Source organism: Arthrobacter sp. SRS-W-1-2016 (genome assembly GCF_002009585.1).
GTDB classification, from domain to species: domain Bacteria; phylum Actinomycetota; class Actinomycetes; order Actinomycetales; family Micrococcaceae; genus Arthrobacter; species Arthrobacter bambusae_A.
The window spans coordinates 1-17,979 of record NZ_MTPV01000053.1; the positions used below are offsets into that span (position 1 = coordinate 1).

Consider the following 17,979-nt stretch of genomic DNA (forward strand, 5'->3'; position numbering starts at 1 on the left):
ACCGCCCGACGCCGGCACGACTACCTCTCGACCCTCGCCACCGCCACCCTGGGCGGCATCACCCGCAGCTTCAGCGCTCCGGGACAGCCGTCCCGATAGTTCATTGTCCGACGTAAGCCGCCAGGTGCTCGCCGGTGAGGGTCGAGCGGGCTGCGACGAGATCGGCAGGCGTGCCCTCGAAAATGATCCGTCCGCCGTCGTGACCGGCGCCCGGTCCGAGGTCGATGATCCAGTCGGCATGCGCCATGACAGCCTGGTGGTGCTCGATGACGATGACCGACTTCCCGGAGTCCACGAGCCGGTCCAGCAAGCCAAGCAGCTGTTCGACGTCGGCGAGGTGCAAGCCCGAGGTGGGCTCGTCGAGAACCAGCATGCCGCCCTTTTCGCCCATGTGGGTGGCCAGCTTGATCCGCTGCCGCTCGCCGCCGGAAAGGGTGGTGAGAGGCTGGCCGAGGCTGAGGTATCCGAGTCCGACGTCGGCCAGGCGCTGGAGGATCGCGTGGGCTGCCGGGATCCTTGATTCGCCGGCAGAGAAGAACTCCTCCGCCTCTTTCACCGACATCGCCAACACTTCAGCGATGTTGCGGCCGCCGAGGCGGTACTCCAGCACCGATGCCTGGAACCTCTTGCCTTCGCATTCCTCGCACGGAGTGGCGACGGTGTCCATGAACCCGAGATCCGTGTAGATAACGCCCGCGCCGTTGCAGGTGGGGCATGCCCCCTCGGAATTCGCGCTGAACAGCGCAGGCTTCACGCCATTGGCCTTCGCGAACGCCTTGCGGATGGGCTCGAGCAGTCCCGTGTACGTCGCTGGATTGCTCCGTCGCGAGCCCTTGATCGCCCCTTGATCAATGGAAACGACGCCGTCCCGCTTGGACAACGAGCCATGGATCAGCGAACTCTTCCCTGAACCTGCGACGCCCGTGACCACAACCAGGACCCCAAGCGGAATGTCGATGTCGACGCCGCGCAGGTTGTTCTCGGTGGCGCCGCGGATCTCCACTGCACCGGCGGCTGTCCGCACCGCTTGCTTGAGGGTTGAGCGATCCTCAAGGTGGCGCCCGGTCAGGGTGCCGCTCGACCGCAGCCCTTCGAGGGTACCTTCGAAGACCACTTCGCCGCCGGCGGTGCCGGCGCCGGGACCGAGGTCGACGACGTGGTCGGCGATCGCGATCGCCTCCGGTTTGTGCTCCACGACGAGCACGGTATTGCCCTTGTCCCGCAATTGCAGCAGCAGCTTGTTCATGCGCTGGATGTCGTGCGGGTGAAGGCCGATGGTGGGCTCGTCGAAGACGTAGGTGACGTCCGTGAGCGAGGAGCCCAGGTGCCGGATCATCTTGGTGCGTTGCGCTTCACCGCCGGAGAGCGTACCTGCGGGCCTGTCGAGCGAGAGATAGCCGAGCCCGATCTCAGCGAACGAGTCGAGGAGGTGCCGCAGCCCCTTGAGGAGCGGTGCCACTGAGGGTTCGTCGAGGCCGCGCGCCCATTCGGCAAGGTCGCTGATCTGCATCGAGCATGCGTCGGCAATGCTGATTCCCTTGATCTTGGACGAGCGGGCGGCTTCGGTGAGCCGGGTGCCATCGCAATCGGGACAGGTGGTGAAGGTGATCGCCCGCTCCACGAAGGCGCGGATGTGCGGCTGCATTCCCTCCGGGTCCTTGGAGAGCATGGACTTCTGGATCTTCGGGATCAGGCCTTCGTAAGTGAGGTTGATTCCCTCGACCTTGATCTTGGTGGGCTCCTTGTGGAGGAGGTCGTGGAGTTCCTTCTTCGTGTACTTGCTGATCGGCTTGTCCATGTCGAAGAAGCCGGAGCCGCCGAAGATGCGGCCGTACCAGCCGTCCATGCTGTAGCCGGGAATCGTGAGGGCGCCCTCCGAGAGCGACTTGCTGGCGTCGTACAGTGCGGTGAGGTCGAAGTCGGTGACCGAGCCCCGACCTTCGCAGCGCGGACACATGCCGCCGGTGATGCTGAAACTCCGCCGCTCCTTCGTCGTCGTACCGCCGCGCTCGAAGGTGACCGCGCCCGCGCCGGAAACCGAGGCGACGTTGAACGAGAACGCCTGGGGCGATCCGATGTGCGGCTGGCCAAGACGGCTGAAGAGCATGCGCAGCATGGTGTTCGCATCGGTGGCGGTACCGACGGTGGAACGGGTGTTCGCGCCCATCCGCTCCTGATCGACGATGATCGCCGTCGTGAGTCCTTCGAGCAGGTCCACATCCGGCCGCGACATGGTCGGCATGAACCCTTGCACGAAGGTGCTGTACGTCTCGTTGATCATGCGCTGCGACTCCGCGGCGATCGTGGCGAACACGAGTGAACTCTTGCCCGAGCCGGAGACACCCGTGAACACCGTCAACCGACGCTTCGGCAGCTCGATGCTGATGTCCTTGAGGTTGTTCTCCCGCGCGCCCTGCACGCGAATCAGATCGTGGGTGTCGGCAGTATGCAGCTCAGGCGACTGCGTGTCGGTGCTCGTGGCCGTGCTCATCGTGTCTCCATCTGGTACGCGGGGGCCGTCTTCGCTCTTCGTCGGCAAGGCCGGTTGGCTATTGAGGATCTTGAAGCAGCCCGAGGACGTTGCCGTCCGGGTCGGTGACGGTGGCCACCAAGCGGCCGCCTCCGACGTCGCGGGGTGCGTCCTTCAGGGTAGCGCCGGCGGCGGTTACCTCTGCCAGCTTCGCCTCGATGTCCGAGACGTGCCAGTAGGCGACGGGCGAGGTCATGGCCTGCGGGCCGCCTCCCGGAACGAGCCCGATGTGCTGGCCCGCGACGTCGAAGCCGACGTAATACGGTCCGTCGGCCTGCGGCGGTGTCCCGAGCAACGCGGTGTACACCGCCTTGGCCGCGGCGAGGTCGGATACGGGATGCAGCACGGTCTTGATTCCCTCGTTGGAAGAGTCGCTCATGATCACTCCTGGAGTCGTTAGAGGACGAAGCTGGCGAGGACGGTTGTCCATGACCGCCATTCTAGGCGCGGCCCGAAAGTGCCGCTTCTCCATTCCTGACCGGTCTGGGAGCAGGCTCAGGCCTCGCTCCCGAGGTGCCGGATCAGCGCGTCGAGGATCGGCACCTGGCCGCCTACCAGTTTGGTGCGGGCAACGGCCTCCGTGGCCCAGATGGCGTCGTCAATCTCCGGGTAGCTCCGAATGACGCCTGATCCTTTGGGCCATTCCAGCTCGAAGGTGTTGCTCACGATTCGCTCTGGGTCGAAGTCCGACTCCGCCGTGAAAGCCGCCACGAGTTTGCCTGACGGTTGGCGGAAGACGCCCAGCTGGTGATAGTCGACGTCGGGCGGGGGAGTGCCCATCTCCTCGGCGAATTCACGCTTGGCAGCCACCAGGGGATCTTCGTCCTCTAGGTATTCGCCCTTGGGAATCGACCACGCGCGTGCATCCTTATGGGCCCAGAACGGGCCGCCCATGTGGGCTATCCACACTTCCAATTCCGCAGTGGAACTCAGGCGGTACAACAAAATGCCCGCGCTTCGAACTGTCATTTGCCCTCCCAGGCATAGGTTAGCCGCCGGGTCGGACTGCCGGGACCCGAAGCACGCCCAGGGCCTCTACCAAGTAAGGCCCCGGATCCGCATCCGTGCTGGCGGCCCACTGCATCCATGCCTCGAAGGTCGCACCGAGATAGGCGGCGCACAGGTAGCGCGCCGCGCTTTCGCTGACGCCCTGCGAAACGAGGTAAAGGCGTGCCCGGTCCCGTTGTGGGGCCAGGGCATCGTAGCTCCTGCTCGCCAGCTCCGGGTGCTCTGCGATCAGGCGCAGGCGCCCGCGCGTCACGGTAAGGTCCGGGAGCGCCGAAACCCCGGCGACGGCGGCCGCCTGCAGTCCGGCGAGGATGCCGCCGTCGGACGGCTCCGCTGTGCGAGCAGCCTCCAGCACTCGGCCCGAGGCTTCCACCACCGGTTCCATGCCGCCCCACACAAGGTCAGCCTTGCTTGGAAAGTAGCGATACAGGCTCTTCCGCCCGATTCCCGCCTCTCGAGCGATGTCCTCCATTGACGTTCGCTCGTAGCCGTTCTCGGCAAAAAGCCGGAGCGCGACGCCGGCCACGGCGTCCGGATCAATCGTCGCCGGGCGTCCGGTGGAGCGCCCGATGACGGGCTTCGTATGGTCTGAGGGCATCTCTCCAGTATCCACTCTTACATAATGACATGGAGTGTCATAAAGTGGATGGAAACCACCAACACCTTCGGGAGGAGCGATATGGGCAACGAAAATGCATGGCAGGAAGCCGCCATCAATGGCCGTTTTGCCGGAAAGACGGTGATCGTCACAGGGGCAGGCTCAGGCATCGGCCAGGCCACGGCCCTGCGCGTCGCGAAGGAAGGCGGCAGGGTCATCGCCGCCGACATCAGCAAGGAGCGCCTGGACGCCTTGGTGGAGAAAAACAGCGGCCTGGACCTCGTGCCCGTGGCCGGCGACATTTCAACCGAGGAGACCGTTGCGGGGGTCGTCGTTGCTGCCGGCGGACGTGTGGACGCCCTCGCCAACATCGCCGGCATCATGGATAACTTCGCCCCGATCCACGAAGTGGACGACGCCATGTGGGAGCGCGTTTTCCGGGTCAACGTCACCGCACTGATGCGCCTGACGCGCGCAGTGGTGCCCCTGATGCTGGAGGCCGGCACGGGTTCCGTGGTCAACGTCGCTTCCGAGGCGGGGCTGCGCGGCTCCGCCGCCGGCGCCACCTATACGGCGTCGAAGCATGCTGTTGTCGGCCTGACCAAGAACTCGGCCGTGATGTACGGGCCGAAGGGGCTCCGCTTCAACGCCGTTGCCCCTGGGCCCACCATTACGAACATCGAGGCGGTGTGGGGATCGCAATTGGCCGCCGAGCGCCTCGGCCCGCTTATGCAGGCTACTGTCCCCAACCCTGCGACAGCCGCGCAGTTGGCAGCCTCCATTACCTTCCTGCTCAGCGACGACGGCACCAATGTCAACGGCGCCATCCTCGCATCCGACGGCGGCTGGTCGGCGCTGTAGGGCGCATCTCAAAGCAGGACGACGGCGGGGTGCGTCCCGCCGTCGTCGTCTCGCGATGCTAGAGCGTACCCTGAACCGGATTTCCTGCAGGGATCGGCTCGTGGCGCAATACCTCGACTGGACGCTGGAGAAGACCGTCGAGGGCTGCATTAAGCCTTTTGACCGGTTCGCCGTCGCCGTGGGCGTCGAGAAGTTCGGCGGACTCCCACTTCTCGATCATGAGGATCTGGCCGTTCGGTGAGTCGTGGATGGCGTATAGCAGGCAGCCGGGCTCCTGGTGGACTTCCGCGATGGCAGGGGACAAGGCTGCGACGACCTGGTCGAACGATCCTTCCTTGGGGGTAAACGTGGCGGTGACGACGACGGGCATGGGTTCTCCTTAGTGAATAGTGGTTTGGGCGAGAGGCGCGCAGCTGTTGCGGGCCAGGAAATCTGCCTTGACTTCAATGAGGCGAGGGCCGTCTGGCAGTTTGCCCTGCATCCTGCCTAGCACCAGCTCGAGGGAGTGTACTGCGAGCATGTCCAAGGGCTGCCTGATCACACTGAGCGGCGGTGACATGAGTTCGGTCCAAGGATTGTCATCGAAGACGATCACGGAGAGTTCCTCCGGGATTCGGATGCCGACTTGGACCAGCCGCCTGACCGAGCTTTGCACCTGGGCGGTGTTGGCCACGATGAGGCCAGTTGGTGGCTGGGGCATGGCGAGGAGGGAGCCGACGGCGTCCCCGCCCGAGTCGCCACGGAACGGCACATCTCGGATCAGGAGCGGATCGACGGCGAGAGACGCGTCCTCGTGCGCGGCCCGGTAGCCATTGATTCTTGCCCGTCCCGTCGACGTGCTGCGCGGACCTGTCACCAGGGCTATCCGCGCATGTCCGAGGCCAATGAGGTACTCCGTGGAGCGCTTGGCGGAGTCAAAATTTTCGATGCTGACGACGTCCACATCGGTGAGTTCGTCGATGGTGCGGTCAACGAACACCACATTCACTCCCAGGTCCTGCAGGCGCGCCCACTTTTCGATGTTTCCTCCAGTGGGAGTTGCTATGACCCCGCTGACGGAACGGTCGAGGAGTGTGTCCAGGGATTCAGCTTCCAGGTGCGGATCCTCCTGGGTCGTCATCAACACCACTTGGATCCCGTGGCTGCGGGCCTCCCAGACGATGCGGTCCGCGAGGCGTGCAAAGAATGGGTTGGACAGGTCGGTGACCACCAGGCCAATGGTGAGCGCGTGTCCTGCGCTCAGTTCGCGGGCTGCGGCCCGGGGACGGTACCCCAGTTCGTCGATCACCCTGAGGACGTCCTGCCGCTTGGTCGGCGCCACGGGTCCCGACTCCGGGTTCAGCACCCGGGACACCACGGAGACGGAAACGCCCGCGGTCGCCGCGACATCGCGAATGGTCGGGGCCTTCTTCACCGCTCCTCCTTGAGGGAATCGATTGGGCATAAGTCTTATGGTTCGGCTCCTCGCGGCCCGCCGTCATCTACATGAAGGCGCTTGGCGTGGAGTCGTTGACACAGCTTAGCACCGGGTGGTACAAAAGTGGAACCGGTTCCACTCCGGATGGTTTTCACACCCAACGCGACAAAGAAGTTGTCCCTCCGCCCATGCGGCCAGGTTTCCTTCGCATCGCACTCCTATGAAGAGAGACTCCAGTGAACCTTCACAAACTCCTTGTCGACCGCGAGCAAGAAGGCCGTCCGATCAGGGTCGGCCTCATTGGCGCTGGACGTTACGGCACCATGTACCTGGCGCAGTCGAACAACATTCCCGGCATCCACGTGGTGGCCATCGCCGACATTAATGTGAAGCGTGCAGAAGGTGCTTTTGCCCTGGTCGAATGGCCGGCCGAGCAGATCGCTCCCGACATTGCTACGGCGCTCAAGGACCGCACCACGGCAATTGTGGCCAACGCGGACGAACTGTTCGACGTGGACATCGATGTGATCGTGGAGGCCACAGGCAACCCGATCGTGGGAATCAAGCACGCCCTGGCGGCCATCGACTCCGGGAAGCACATCATCATGGTGACCGTTGAGGCCGACGCGCTGGCGGGGCCGGCTCTGGCCAAGCGTGCAGAAGCGGCCGGCGTCGTGTATTCGATGGCCTACGGCGACCAGCCGGCCCTCATCATGGAGCTCGTCGACTGGGCGCGCACCTCCGGTTTCGATGTGGTCTGCGCTGGCAAGGGTGCCAAGTACCTGGAGCACTACCACGAGATGAACCCGGACAACGTCTGGGAGAACTGGGAATTCTCGAAGGAGCTCACGGACTCCGGGCAGCTCAACCCGTACATGCACACCTCGTTCCGGGACGGCACGAAGGCGGCAATTGAGATGGCTGCCGTCGCCAACGGTGCGGGCCTGGAACCGTCGGACGCTGGGCTCAGCTTCACGCCTGGCAACGTCGAGGAGATCGCCACGATCTGCCGGCCAAACGACGTCGGGGGCTCGCTCACCCATGAAGGCAGCGTGGACGTCATGTCCAGCGTGAACCGTGATGGCAGCTGGATCAGCCACAACACGCAGGAAGGCGTCTTCGTCGTCGTCAAGGCAACAAACGCGTACGTTTCCGGCTGCTTCAACGAATATCCCTGGCACCCGGACCCCACCGGCCAGTACGCAGCCCTGTACCGCCCGTACCACTACGTCGGGCTCGAACTGAACGTATCGATCGCTAATGCGGCGCTCCGGGGCATTGCGACGGGCGCGCCCGTCGGCTTCTTCGGCGACGTGGTCGCCACCGCGAAGAAGGACCTCAAAGCCGGCGAGTTCCTCGACGGCGAAGGCGGATTCACGGTGTGGGGCAAGCTGGTTTCTGCCAAGCACTCGGTGGCTACCGGGGCCCTGCCCGTGGCCCTGGCCCACCACGTGGAACTCCGCAACGACGTCGCCAAGGGAGCGATCGTCGGCTGGGACGACGTCATCATTGATGACTCGCTGTCCCAGGCGCTTGAGCTGCGCCGCGAAACCGAAGCGTTCATCGCGCAGGCCGCCCCCGTGGGCGCCTGACTCAACACCCTTGCTTCCGTCATCCGGATCGCATCCTTCCAATGAAGAAAGGCATCGCATGAATACCAAGTCCCGCGCCATCACCGGAGTGCTCGCCTGCAGCCTGGCTGCAACTGCCCTTGCCGGATGTGCCGCCGCCGGCGCGTCTGGCGGCGGCCAGGCCGCACCCGTCGCCAAGATCCAATTGTCGATTCCTGATCCGCTCACCTCCTCAGTAGGCGTGTCTGCCCAGCACTTCGCGGACCAGGTGAAGAAGACCTCCAACGGATCGGTGGTGGTGACCGTCGTTCCCAACGGGACCAGCTTCAGCGGCGACCAGAACGCTGCCGTCACCCGACTCCAGGGTGGTTCGTTGGATGCCCTGATCCTTTCAACCTCGGTCTACGCCTCGGTGGTGCCCGAAATGAACGCGATTAGCATTCCCTACCTCTTCAAGGACACCACCGAAGAGGCAGCGTTCCTGGCAGGCAAACCCGGCCAGGACCTGAAGGACAAGCTCGCTAAAAAGGACACCGTGGCGCTGAGCTTCCTCACCAGGACAGGCCGTGAAATCACCAACTCCGTCCGTCCCATTACGCAGCCTTCGGACCTCAAAGGACTGAAGATCCGCGTACCGGGCAATACCTTGTGGACGGACTTCTTCGGCAAGCTCGGCGCGAGTCCCACCACCATGGCCTTCTCCGAGGTCTTCACAGGCCTGCAGACGGGCACCATCGATGGCCAGGAGAATCCGATCGAGGTGCCGTGGACCAACAAGTTCTCGGAAGTACAGAAGTATGTGTCGCTGACCAACCACATCAACGACGCCTGGGTACTTGCCCTGTCGTCGAAGAAGTGGGGGACACTCAGCGCGGACCAGCAAAAAGCGCTCACCGATGCGTCGACGGAAACCGCCTCGTTCAAAACCACCTACGACACGGATCAGGCCAAGAAGCAGTTGGACGAGCTGACCGCAAAGGGCATGAAAGCGAACGAGCTGAGCCCTTCCAGCATCGAAGAATTCAAGGCCGTCTCCAAGAGCTTGTACCCGGATTTCTCGAAGCTCATTGGCAAGGACTTCTTCGACCAAGCGGTCGCCTTCACTCCCGCTAAGTAATCCATCAACGGGTGGGAGCCCTCCCGGGCTCCCACCACAGCCCACTCCGCCCGCACACCAATTCCGCTCTCAATGTCGAAAGTCTGGACACAATGGAACACACCCTCGCCCCCCGCGACCTGGAAGAGGCCCTCCCGCCCGATGCCGAAGAGATCCTGCACGCGGGCCACGTCGCTTCGGGTTGGAGCGGCGCGAAATGGCTGGACCGGACCTTGGAGTGGATCGTGGGCGCCGCAATCCTGGCCGAGCTCGTCGTCATCCTTCTGAACATCACCGTCCGCGTCATCACGGGTGATTCGGTTCTATGGACCCAGGAAGTCTCCGAGATAGCACTCCTGACTATCGCGTTCATGGGCGGGGCAATCGCGTATCCCAAGGGCGCCCACATGTCCGTCCAGGCCCTCATCATGCGCCTCCCCGCCGCATGGAAGCCCTATCTGGCCGCCCTGGTGGACTGGCTCGTCTTCGTGATGAGCGCGGGCGCCTTCGTGCTTTTCGTTCCCACGCTCGTCCAGCAAATCGAGGAAAAGACCCCCATCCTCCAGCTCCCCGTGTTCTGGGTCTCCATGCCGTTTTCGCTGGGCATGGTCCTCATCGCCTGGTTCGCGCTCGTCAAGCTTTGGCGGCAGCAAAAGCGGGCCGTGCTGGTAGCCGCGGGCATCGCGGCAGCACTGGTCGTCGTCGTGCTTTTGGCGCCCCCGCTCTTTTACTATGCCTCGCCGAACGTCCTCCTTGGCACCGTGCTTGCGGTTCTGTTCATCCTGCTGTTCCTCGGACTTCCGATCGCGTTCGTGCTTGCCCTTGGCTCCGGGATTTACCTTTACCTCGGAGGGATTTCCGAGGTCAGCGCTATCCCGATCGGCATGGCCTCGGGCGCGAAGGGATTCGTGCTGTTGGCGATCCCCTTCTTCATCCTCGCCGGCACAGTCATGAACTCCGCAGGGCTTACGCTGCCGTTGGCCAAGCTTGTCGACGCCCTTATCGGGCACCTGCGCGGGGGGCTGCTCCAGGTGGTCGTCGTGACCATGTACATTTTCTCCGGCATTTCGGGGTCCAAAGTTGCTGACGTCGCGGCCGTCGGCACCACGATGCGGGGCATGCTCGAAGAGCGCAAATATCCGCGCGGTGAGGTTGTCGCCGTACTGTCGGCGTCTGCCATCATGGGTGAAACCATCCCGCCCAGTATCGTGCTTCTCGTCCTTGGCTCCATCACCACGATTTCGACCACCACGCTGTTCCTTGCCGGTTTTGTGCCCGCCGCATTCCTGGCGCTCGTAGTCATGGCGCTCGTGTTCCTGCGGGCACGCAAACAAGGCGGAGTAGCCAGCCCCAAGGCAAGCTGGCGGGCACGCGGTTCGGCCACATTCTTCGCGCTTCCCACTCTCCTCCTGCCCGTCGGCATGGTCGCCGGGATCCTGACCGGATTCGCGACGCCGACGGAAGTTTCCTCCGTCGCCGTCGCCTACGCGTTCGTCCTCGCCGCGGCCTACCGCCGGGGCAGCAAGCGGCTGCTCGGGGACACGCTACGGGAAACCACGACGACGGCGGGCATGGTGCTCTTCATCATCGCTGCCGCCTCTCCGCTCGCCCAGACCCTTGCCCTCGCCGGTGTCTCGCAGCAGATCCACGACCTCATGTCCAGCCTCGGGGATTCCCCGGTCCTCTTCATGCTGTTCACCGTGATCCTGCTCGTCATCATGGGCCAGCTCCTGGAGGGACTTCCCGCCGTGCTGATCTTCGCCCCGTTGCTGCTGCCAATCGCCACCGACTTCGGCGTCAACCCCGTGCAGTACGCCATGGTGCTCATTATCTCCATGGGCATAGGCTCGTTCGCCCCTCCGGCCGGCGTCGGCTTCTACGTCGCGTGTGCCACCGCCCGGGAAACCGTGGAAAACAGCCTCAAACACTTCTGGCCGTACTTGCTGGCCCTTTTCGTCGGACTTCTGGTGCTCGCGGCGGTGCCGTGGTTCAGTACCTTCCTGCCCGCCCTCGCCGGACTGATCCCGTTCTAGGCCATGGCACAGATAACCAACGCTGAGACACCCGTTCCCTCGTCGGTGGCCCTGCTGGGTACCGGACCGATGGGTGCACCCATTGCCCGGAACCTCATCGCTGCCGGCGTACCGCTGAAACTCTGGAACCGGACGGCCCACAAGGCCAAAGCGATCCACGGAGGGCAGCCCACCGATTCCCCGGCGGAAGCAGCCAGCGAGGTGGTGCTGACCGTCCTTCCCGACCTTCCCCAAGTCGAGCAGCTACTAAACGGACCAGCCGGGCTCCTTGCCGGGTGGAAAGCCAACCGGATAGACAACCCGGTCCTGGTGGTCCACGGCACGGTATCGCCCGTCGCTGTCGCGGCGTTCGCCGCAACATGCCGGCAGCTCCATGGAGTAACCGTCATTGACGCCCCGCTCAGTGGCGGTACCATCGGCGCCGAAGAGGGCCGGCTCAGCATCATGGTTGGCGGCCCAAGTGAGGTCGTGGAGCGCCTCAAACCGCTTTTCGAGCTCTACGGTGCCACCGTTTTGCGGTTCGGGAGTACGGGCGCAGGCTCCATCGCCAAAGCCTGCAACCAAATCGTGGTGGCCGCAACAGTAACGGCACTCTCGGAGGCCATGGCGCTAGCCGAGGCCTCCGGGCTCGATCTGGGGCATGTCCAAGAAATACTTGCCGGTGGCCTGGCCAACTCCGAAGTACTTCGACAAAAAGGCCAACGCTGGATCGAGGCGGATTTTGATGGCGGCGGATCCGCCAAGAACCAGCTGAAGGACTTGACCTTCATCGCGGAAATCGCGGCAGAGTCCGGACTCGATCTTCCGGTTTCCAGGAGCGTCCGCAGCGCATTTCAAACGATGATCTCGCAAGGACTTGGCGGGCTGGACCATACGGGCATCTATCTCAGCATTCGTGCCTAGCCAGGACGACGGCGGGAGCGTCCCGCCGTCGTCGTCTCGCGTTTCCTGCGGCTTCAGCCGACGTAGCCCTCCACCTGTTTTGGGGGCCGTGGCTTGGCCTCGTTCGGGTTCTCCCCGTACTGCCTCTTGGCCCGCCGTTGCCGCAGGAGGTCCCAGCATTGATCCAGGTCCTGTTCAATACGCTCCAGTCTTGCGCGGTCCGGCGCATGGGCTGGACCCGGCGGAGCCGCCTCTGCCTTCTCCCGGAGCTCCCGTTCCTCCTCCACCAGCGATTGGATGCGGTGCAGAATACCCTGTTCGTCCATGGTGACCCTCTTCCTGAACTAGCCGTTACCAGTCAGGTTAGTAAGGTGCGCCGGGCATGAACAGAGCCCGTGTTCGCCAGAGCCATGCCGGAGGTCTTCGGTTTGCGGAATACTAGGACGCAGATTCAAGATTTCCGCAAGCGAAGGCGGTGATTAGCCGTGAACGGCGAAAGCAGTGCATTCAAGCGCCGGCTGGAGCGAGCCATGGAGCTGCGGAACGTCCGCGCGACCGGCATGACGGCCGAAGAAGAAGCCGAACTGGAAGCCGCCGAAGAAGAAGAGCGGCAGAAGCGCAAGAAGGTGGATGACGCCGCGCGGGTTGAATACCTGATCCGCGACGCCATGGCGCAAGGGAAGTTCGACAACCTGAAGTACGCAGGCAAACCGATCCCCGGGCTGGGGGAGCGCTACGATCCCGATTGGTGGGTCAAAGGCCTCATTCAGCGCGAGCATCTCAGTGGCCTTGGCCCGAAGGCCATTCTCCTCCGGACGGAGGATGCCGAACTGGATGCGAAGCTCGATGCGCTTTACTCGGAAAAGCAGGTGCGCGATCTGGTGGAGGACTTCAACGCCCGGGTCATTGACGCGCGCCGTCAGCTCCAGGGCGGGCCGCCGGTGATCACGAAAACCCGCGACGTCGGCGTCGAGCTGGAACGCTGGCGCGAGCGCCGGGCGGCGGCTGCCGAGGCAACCGCGGCCCGGGAATCCGTGAACCAGGAACTTGCGGGCAAGCGGCCGTGGTGGCGCCGGATCTGGAACGGATCGGGGTAGGTCGGGCCTCAGTGGCTCCTGCTGGTGTTGAACGCTGGCGTTCCTGCCAGCCGGCCGCCGTCGACGGCGAGAACGGTTCCGGTGACGAACGAGGACTGGTCCGAGCAGAGCCAAAGGGCTGCGGCAGCAACGTCGGCCGTGGAACCGATCCGCCCCAGCGGCACAGTGGCGGCGACGCGATCCTGGGCGGCCTGGCCCGCCCCTGCAAGCCGCTCAGTGAGTATAGGGCCGGGAGCGATCGCGTTGACCCTGATCCCGTGCGATGCGTAGTCGAGGGCAGCAACCCGTGTCAGGCCGCCGACGCCGAACTTGCTCGCCACATAGCCGCTCATGCCGGCGACGCCTTGTTCGCCTGCTGTGGAGGACATGTTCACGATCGTCCCGCCGTTCCCGCTTGCCAGCATGAGCTCGATTTCGTATTTCAGGCAGAGGAACACTCCCCGAAGGTTGACTGAGATTGCACTGTCGAACTCCGCGCTCGCCCACTCGGCCAGGGGTGCCGGGGCCCGACCGCCGCCTGCGGCATTGTTGACCGCGAAGTCCAGCCGGCCGAAGCGGTCCCGGATCCGGGCCATGAGGGCTTTCACCGAGCCCTCGTCGCCCACATCCACGGTCATAGCCACCGCATTCCTGCCGCCCGAAGTAATGGCGGCAAGCTGTTGGGAGAGGCGGGCGCCGTCACGAGAGGCAAGGACGACGTCGGCGCCGGCGCCAGCCAGCACAGCTGCGATCTCCGCACCGATTCCGCGGCTCGCTCCGGTGACTAGCGCGACCTTTCCGGACAGCGGCCGGATGGGATCCGCCGTCGTCATGGCGCTGTCCGGCTGGCCCCGGACGCATGCGCCCGGGGTTCTTGGTTCGCGGCAGCCCGGTTGCGCGGGAGCAGGAAGCCTGCAGCAACCAGCCAAAGCAGGCCGCCGAAGCGTCCCAGCGGCAGGAGGAACTGAAGCGGCTCGATCACCATCGACAGGAAGCTCAACTCTGACAGTGCGGCAATGACCAAGCCGGTCCAAGCCAGCCAACGGGGCATGAAGCCAAGGATCAGGGCCGGGACGGCAATTCCCGCCATGAGGAGGCCGGTCCCGACGACGAAGCCGACGCCGCCGGTGATGAACGCGAGGAAGGCGAGTGCGTGGGTGAGCGTCACATCCGCGGTGATTTCGGGCCGGCTCAGCAGCCAGGTCACTGAGCCTGACAACATCAGGAAGATGGCCGCGCTGACGCCGCCAAAGAAGCTGATGGCCGGTCCGGGAACACGAACCCCGAGCCGGAGCTGCCGGGCGTAGACGGTAGCCGCGTAGATGCCCAATGGCACCGCGGAGCCGAATTGGAGCATTCCGCCGACTCGCGTCGCGGCGACGTTTTGCTGGAAGAACGCGGCCACCTGCTCCGCCTGGGCAAAGGGCGAGACGAACGTCTGGCCTCCTGTCAGTATTGCGGACGTGATGAGGCTGGCGAGGAAAATGCCCAGGCTGACGAGGGCTAGAACGCCGGGGTGCGGGCCGCCCGACCGAGCTGGACGGCCGCCTTCATCGGGAATCGAACGACTACTCATGGCTGGACCTTTCTAGTGCTGGCCGATATCTCGTAATTGCATCACTACTGAAATGGTTCACCTCTAGAATTATTCTGTCAAGCATGTATCCTGAATCCATGGACTTAGCCACGCCGGGTCGGCCGAAACGGACTGCTTTTCTTTTGTCGCAGCTAGGGGCCGTTGCCTCCTCCCGCTTTGCCGACCGCACCCGGGAGATCGGGCTCACGCCCAGCGACGCCGGTGTCATCCGCCTGCTCGGTCGCGCTCCGGGATTGAGCCAACGCTCCCTTGCGGACCGGCTCGGTGCCGTCCCCAGCCGGGTGGTCTCACTCATCGACTCGCTTCAGGAACGCGGCCTCGTGGAGAGGGTCCGCAGCAGCACGGACCGGCGGAACTATGAACTCCATCTCACCGACGCCGGCAAGCGCGTGCTGCGGGAACTGCGCGGAATCGCGGAACAGCATGAAGCAGAGATCCTGGCCCCGCTGACAACGGAGCAGGTCAAGCAACTTGGCGACTTGCTCGCCCAGCTCGCCAACGGCCACGGGCTGGACAGGGAGCTCCACCGCGACGTCGGCCGCGAGCGTGGAGGGGCGGGGGGCCTGACGGCCGATCCAGGCCCTGAGCCAGCGAACGGGCCGCGTTAGGCCGCCTGGAACGGACATGACGAATAGGGCACGATTTTTGCCACATTGTGGGGAATAGCAGCCGCATGGTGTATGTTGCACATTCGCCAGCAAATATACAAGAGAAGAGATAACCCCAGGTGGCAACCGATTACGACGAACTCCGCTCCGACGTCGCGGAATCCCAAAGCACGTCACTTCAGGCCCTGCAGTCTGCCAATGCTCCGGATGCCCGCAGCGTTGTACGGGAGCTTGACGAGGCCGATGCTTTTGAAGGCAACGAGGTACCAGGCGGCGAATTCGTGGCCGAGGAACTCATCATTGCGGTCGTTCCCCAGAAGGAAGACGAGTTCACGTGCTACTCCTGTTTCCTCGTCCGTCACCGCTCCCAGATTGCCCGTGAAAAGAACGGTCACGCGTACTGCGTAGAGTGCGAAGGCTGAGCCTCTGAGATCCAATCCACGTGCCGCTTAACCATCTCCCTCACAGTTACGTTCATCACAGGGGATGTAGGCGCTTCTTCTTGGCGAGCTTTTCATAACGGGCCCCGGAATCCGCTGCTCGCTGCTCTTCGGCAGCGAGCAAGGGGCGGTATGGCGAGTTGTCCTCCACCGATCCGCCGGCAGCGCTTGCGAGCCGGAGCAGCACCGAGCGGCTGACAACGCTGTCCTGGTGCTCTCCTAAGATCTTCTGGATCTTCTGGGCGTTGCGGGCCAGTTTCACAGCGGGTTTCCTGTGGACGTCCCGCAGCGCTTCGGCTGCATGGCGCAGCCGTTTTGCGTCTTTACGGACCTGGTGCAATGCCCTGTCGCTTTCGACGCCGGTTTGCCCGGCCGCTGCCTTCTGGGACCGGCGCAGCCGCTTGACCGCTTTCCCGGCCAGCTTGGCCGTGACGGGACGGGCCTTCTTCCCCGCACGAGGTTTCGCGGGAGGCTCGTCGCGGAATTCCTCGAGTGACTCCAGGAGCCGGAAATAGCGTTTCGTTCCCAAGGAGCGGAGCATCTCGCGATACCCGGAGTTGAAGGCGGCCTCGAGTTCGTCATTGATCCTGCTGGCAGCTGGAGCGGACACCGAGCCGTCGGGTTGTTCATTCATCAATTCCCCGATCCGGTCCCGCAACACCTCGGCATCCCGTGCCTTGCCCAGGACCTTGCTCAGCCATTTGAGTTCGGCCTTGAGTTGATCCACGGCATCGGCGTCGAAGAGCTTGCCGTAAGCGGACAACGTCGAGCGGAGCCTGCGGGTGGCCGAGCGCATGCGGTGAACAGCGTCGTCGACGCCTTGCCGGACTCCGGAATCCAGTTCGGTGATTTCAGCGATCTGTGCGGCGATGTAGGCAACTATTGCGTCTCCCGCAGAACCCTTCGGACGTGCTTTCGGCGGCGCCGGCACGGCTGCCGGCCAGGCCGTGCCGAAGGCACGCGCAAGCTTGGACGCGTGCCCGGAGGGGGTTGCGCCGGCCTCTGACAAGACACTCTCCGCGCTCTCGAACAGGGATTCATCGCCGTGGACCAGCTCGATTTCCCATTCCCGCCAGCGCCTCTCCAGTTGCCTCGGGTGCAAGGTCTCTGCCGTCACGTGGTCATCCACGAAATCGGCCAGCGTGACGTCGTCGCTTCCGTGTAGCCGGTGCAAAGTGCGGCGGGTATGGATCCGGGCCACGGGCCTGAGTTCCTCGCCGCGGGTGAAGACGATGAGACGCTCCGCCAGCTCCTCCGGGACGATCTCAGGCTGCCCCAGCGGCGCCTGGATCTCCACGCGATTGTCCCGGTCTGCCGGCAGTTTCAAATGCCAGCCTGAATCGATGCCTCCGGAGCGGCGCCGCAAGGTGATCCGGTGCTTGGCAAGGACCAGGCCTTCGGTATCGAAGTAGACGGCCTCGAGTTGATGATCCGCAGGATCTGCGACCTGTTCGACGCCGGTGATGTCCTCGAACGCGGGAAGGGGCGTTTCCAAGTCGGCGTCGTACTTGCGCTCTGTTTCCACGGATTCCTGGGTCGACATGCCGTTTCCCGTCCTTCTCGTAGCTGGTCCGCACCTATAGGCATCCTCCCACTAGGCCTCCTGCAGGGAAAGAGCGGTCAAGGTTTTACAACCCCGGTCCTTCGATTCCCTAGACCGGAATCCGCCCAAGCCCTAAGATCACTCTGACGGCACCAGCCCTGCGCTGATCGATGTCCGTCGCGGTCTCACCCTTAAGCGTGAGCGCCGGGTCCGTTCTGCGACTCCTGGGTCTTCGAACGGGCCCGGTCGACCTCCGCTGGGACCAGCCAAAAGCCCGCCGAAACGGGACATGAACCCGTGGCCTCGCCGCGCGCCCGACGCAATTCGCGATGGTTAGAGAGTAATTACTCGCAGAGGGTGACGGCGGCCCGACAACGGAGGATGCTTGATTGATGGGAGGGAAAATCATGACACGAGATGTGAGTCATTTCGAGCGCCTTTCGGCGTGGACTGAAGATGACATGAAGCCAGCCGTCGGCAAGCTGTTGCGCGGCGATGGCGTGCCTTCCGAATCGCAGGAAGACCGCCGTCCCTCGCCCTTGGACTTCCAGATTCCCGGAGAACTGGACCGCGCCCTGGAGTCGGCTTCACAAACGCTTAGCCTCACGCCCAGCGAGATCTTGCGCGAGGCCCTGTCCGAATGGCTGGGGAGCCACGGACAGCCGGCCACGGGCCACCATCCGTTCGGGAAGCACACCGCGCTGTAACGTTGGCCGGGC

The 17,979-nt window shown here is 64.0% G+C and carries 19 protein-coding genes; 9 read left to right on the forward strand and 10 right to left on the reverse strand.

Annotated features, from left to right (window positions below):
- Positions 1-100: 100 nt before the first annotated feature.
- The 4 genes from BMF89_RS13140 to BMF89_RS13155 form a co-directional block, all read right to left on the reverse strand.
- Entirely contained in the window at positions 101-2,491 is a 2,391-nt protein-coding gene (locus BMF89_RS13140; RefSeq protein ID WP_078107556.1) for an excinuclease ABC subunit UvrA, read from the reverse strand.
- Between the two features lie 58 nt (positions 2,492-2,549).
- Positions 2,550-2,909 (reverse strand): VOC family protein, encoded by a 360-nt coding sequence (locus BMF89_RS13145; protein WP_078107557.1) that lies wholly within the window; start codon positions 2,907-2,909, stop codon positions 2,550-2,552.
- Between the two features lie 116 nt (positions 2,910-3,025).
- Positions 3,026-3,499: an NUDIX domain-containing protein gene (locus BMF89_RS13150; protein WP_078107558.1), complete on the reverse strand. Its 474-nt coding sequence runs from the start codon at positions 3,497-3,499 to the stop codon at positions 3,026-3,028.
- 19 nt (positions 3,500-3,518) lie between these two features.
- Entirely contained in the window at positions 3,519-4,136 is a 618-nt protein-coding gene (locus BMF89_RS13155; RefSeq protein WP_078107559.1) for a TetR family transcriptional regulator, read from the reverse strand.
- Between the two features lie 81 nt (positions 4,137-4,217).
- Here BMF89_RS13155 and BMF89_RS13160 point away from each other — a divergent pair, with 81 nt between their 5' ends.
- Positions 4,218-4,997, forward strand: coding sequence for an SDR family NAD(P)-dependent oxidoreductase (locus BMF89_RS13160; protein WP_078107598.1), 780 nt, complete (start codon positions 4,218-4,220; stop codon positions 4,995-4,997).
- A gap of 58 nt (positions 4,998-5,055) precedes the next feature.
- Here BMF89_RS13160 and BMF89_RS13165 read toward each other — a convergent pair whose 3' ends face one another.
- Both BMF89_RS13165 and BMF89_RS13170 read right to left on the reverse strand, forming a co-directional pair.
- The gene (locus BMF89_RS13165; protein WP_078107560.1) at positions 5,056-5,367 is read right to left on the reverse strand and encodes a putative quinol monooxygenase; all 312 of its coding nucleotides are present in this window, start codon (positions 5,365-5,367) and stop codon (positions 5,056-5,058) included.
- Positions 5,368-5,376: 9 nt separating this feature from the next.
- Complete coding sequence (locus tag BMF89_RS13170) at positions 5,377-6,411, reverse strand: LacI family DNA-binding transcriptional regulator (RefSeq protein ID WP_078107561.1); 1,035 nt, start codon at positions 6,409-6,411, stop codon at positions 5,377-5,379.
- A 239-nt stretch (positions 6,412-6,650) separates the two neighbouring features.
- Between BMF89_RS13170 and BMF89_RS13175 the strand changes: the two genes are divergently transcribed.
- The 4 genes from BMF89_RS13175 (at position 6,651) to BMF89_RS13190 (ending at position 12,017) form a co-directional block, all read left to right on the forward strand.
- Positions 6,651-8,006, forward strand: coding sequence for a Gfo/Idh/MocA family oxidoreductase (locus BMF89_RS13175; RefSeq protein ID WP_078107562.1), 1,356 nt, complete (start codon positions 6,651-6,653; stop codon positions 8,004-8,006).
- A 58-nt stretch (positions 8,007-8,064) separates the two neighbouring features.
- Positions 8,065-9,102 carry a DctP family TRAP transporter solute-binding subunit gene (locus tag BMF89_RS13180; protein WP_078107563.1) on the forward strand — a complete coding sequence of 346 codons (1,038 nt, stop codon included), beginning with the start codon at positions 8,065-8,067 and terminating at the stop codon, positions 9,100-9,102.
- Between the two features lie 92 nt (positions 9,103-9,194).
- Positions 9,195-11,114, forward strand: a complete 1,920-nt coding sequence (locus BMF89_RS13185) for a TRAP transporter large permease subunit (protein WP_078107564.1) — start codon at positions 9,195-9,197, stop codon at positions 11,112-11,114.
- A gap of 3 nt (positions 11,115-11,117) precedes the next feature.
- Positions 11,118-12,017, forward strand: a complete 900-nt coding sequence (locus BMF89_RS13190) for an NAD(P)-dependent oxidoreductase (RefSeq protein WP_078107565.1) — start codon at positions 11,118-11,120, stop codon at positions 12,015-12,017.
- A 53-nt stretch (positions 12,018-12,070) separates the two neighbouring features.
- Here BMF89_RS13190 and BMF89_RS13195 read toward each other — a convergent pair whose 3' ends face one another.
- Positions 12,071-12,322 carry a DUF2630 family protein gene (locus tag BMF89_RS13195; protein WP_078107566.1) on the reverse strand — a complete coding sequence of 84 codons (252 nt, stop codon included), beginning with the start codon at positions 12,320-12,322 and terminating at the stop codon, positions 12,071-12,073.
- 159 nt (positions 12,323-12,481) lie between these two features.
- On the opposite strand from BMF89_RS13195, the gene BMF89_RS13200 reads away from it, so the two are divergent.
- Positions 12,482-13,093, forward strand: coding sequence for a DUF1992 domain-containing protein (locus BMF89_RS13200; RefSeq protein ID WP_078107567.1), 612 nt, complete (start codon positions 12,482-12,484; stop codon positions 13,091-13,093).
- Positions 13,094-13,101: 8 nt separating this feature from the next.
- Here BMF89_RS13200 and BMF89_RS13205 read toward each other — a convergent pair whose 3' ends face one another.
- A complete protein-coding gene (locus BMF89_RS13205; RefSeq protein ID WP_078107568.1) occupies positions 13,102-13,905 on the reverse strand; it encodes an SDR family NAD(P)-dependent oxidoreductase in 804 nt (267 codons plus the stop codon).
- Positions 13,902-14,648, reverse strand: a complete 747-nt coding sequence (locus BMF89_RS13210) for a hypothetical protein (protein ID WP_078107569.1) — start codon at positions 14,646-14,648, stop codon at positions 13,902-13,904. The genes BMF89_RS13205 and BMF89_RS13210 overlap by 4 nt, the downstream gene beginning before the upstream one ends.
- 98 nt (positions 14,649-14,746) lie before the next feature.
- Here BMF89_RS13210 and BMF89_RS13215 point away from each other — a divergent pair, with 98 nt between their 5' ends.
- Positions 14,747-15,277 carry a MarR family transcriptional regulator gene (locus tag BMF89_RS13215; RefSeq protein WP_078107599.1) on the forward strand — a complete coding sequence of 177 codons (531 nt, stop codon included), beginning with the start codon at positions 14,747-14,749 and terminating at the stop codon, positions 15,275-15,277.
- A gap of 119 nt (positions 15,278-15,396) precedes the next feature.
- A complete protein-coding gene (locus BMF89_RS13220; RefSeq protein ID WP_059389433.1) occupies positions 15,397-15,699 on the forward strand; it encodes a DUF4193 domain-containing protein in 303 nt (100 codons plus the stop codon).
- 55 nt (positions 15,700-15,754) lie between these two features.
- Here the strand turns inward: BMF89_RS13220 and BMF89_RS13225 are convergent, their stop codons facing one another.
- Positions 15,755-17,260, reverse strand: a complete 1,506-nt coding sequence (locus BMF89_RS13225; protein ID WP_078107570.1) for a CYTH and CHAD domain-containing protein — start codon at positions 17,258-17,260, stop codon at positions 15,755-15,757.
- 407 nt (positions 17,261-17,667) lie between these two features.
- Between BMF89_RS13225 and BMF89_RS13230 the strand changes: the two genes are divergently transcribed.
- Positions 17,668-17,967 (forward strand): hypothetical protein, encoded by a 300-nt coding sequence (locus BMF89_RS13230; RefSeq protein WP_139359653.1) that lies wholly within the window; start codon positions 17,668-17,670, stop codon positions 17,965-17,967.
- Positions 17,968-17,979 lie beyond the last annotated feature (12 nt).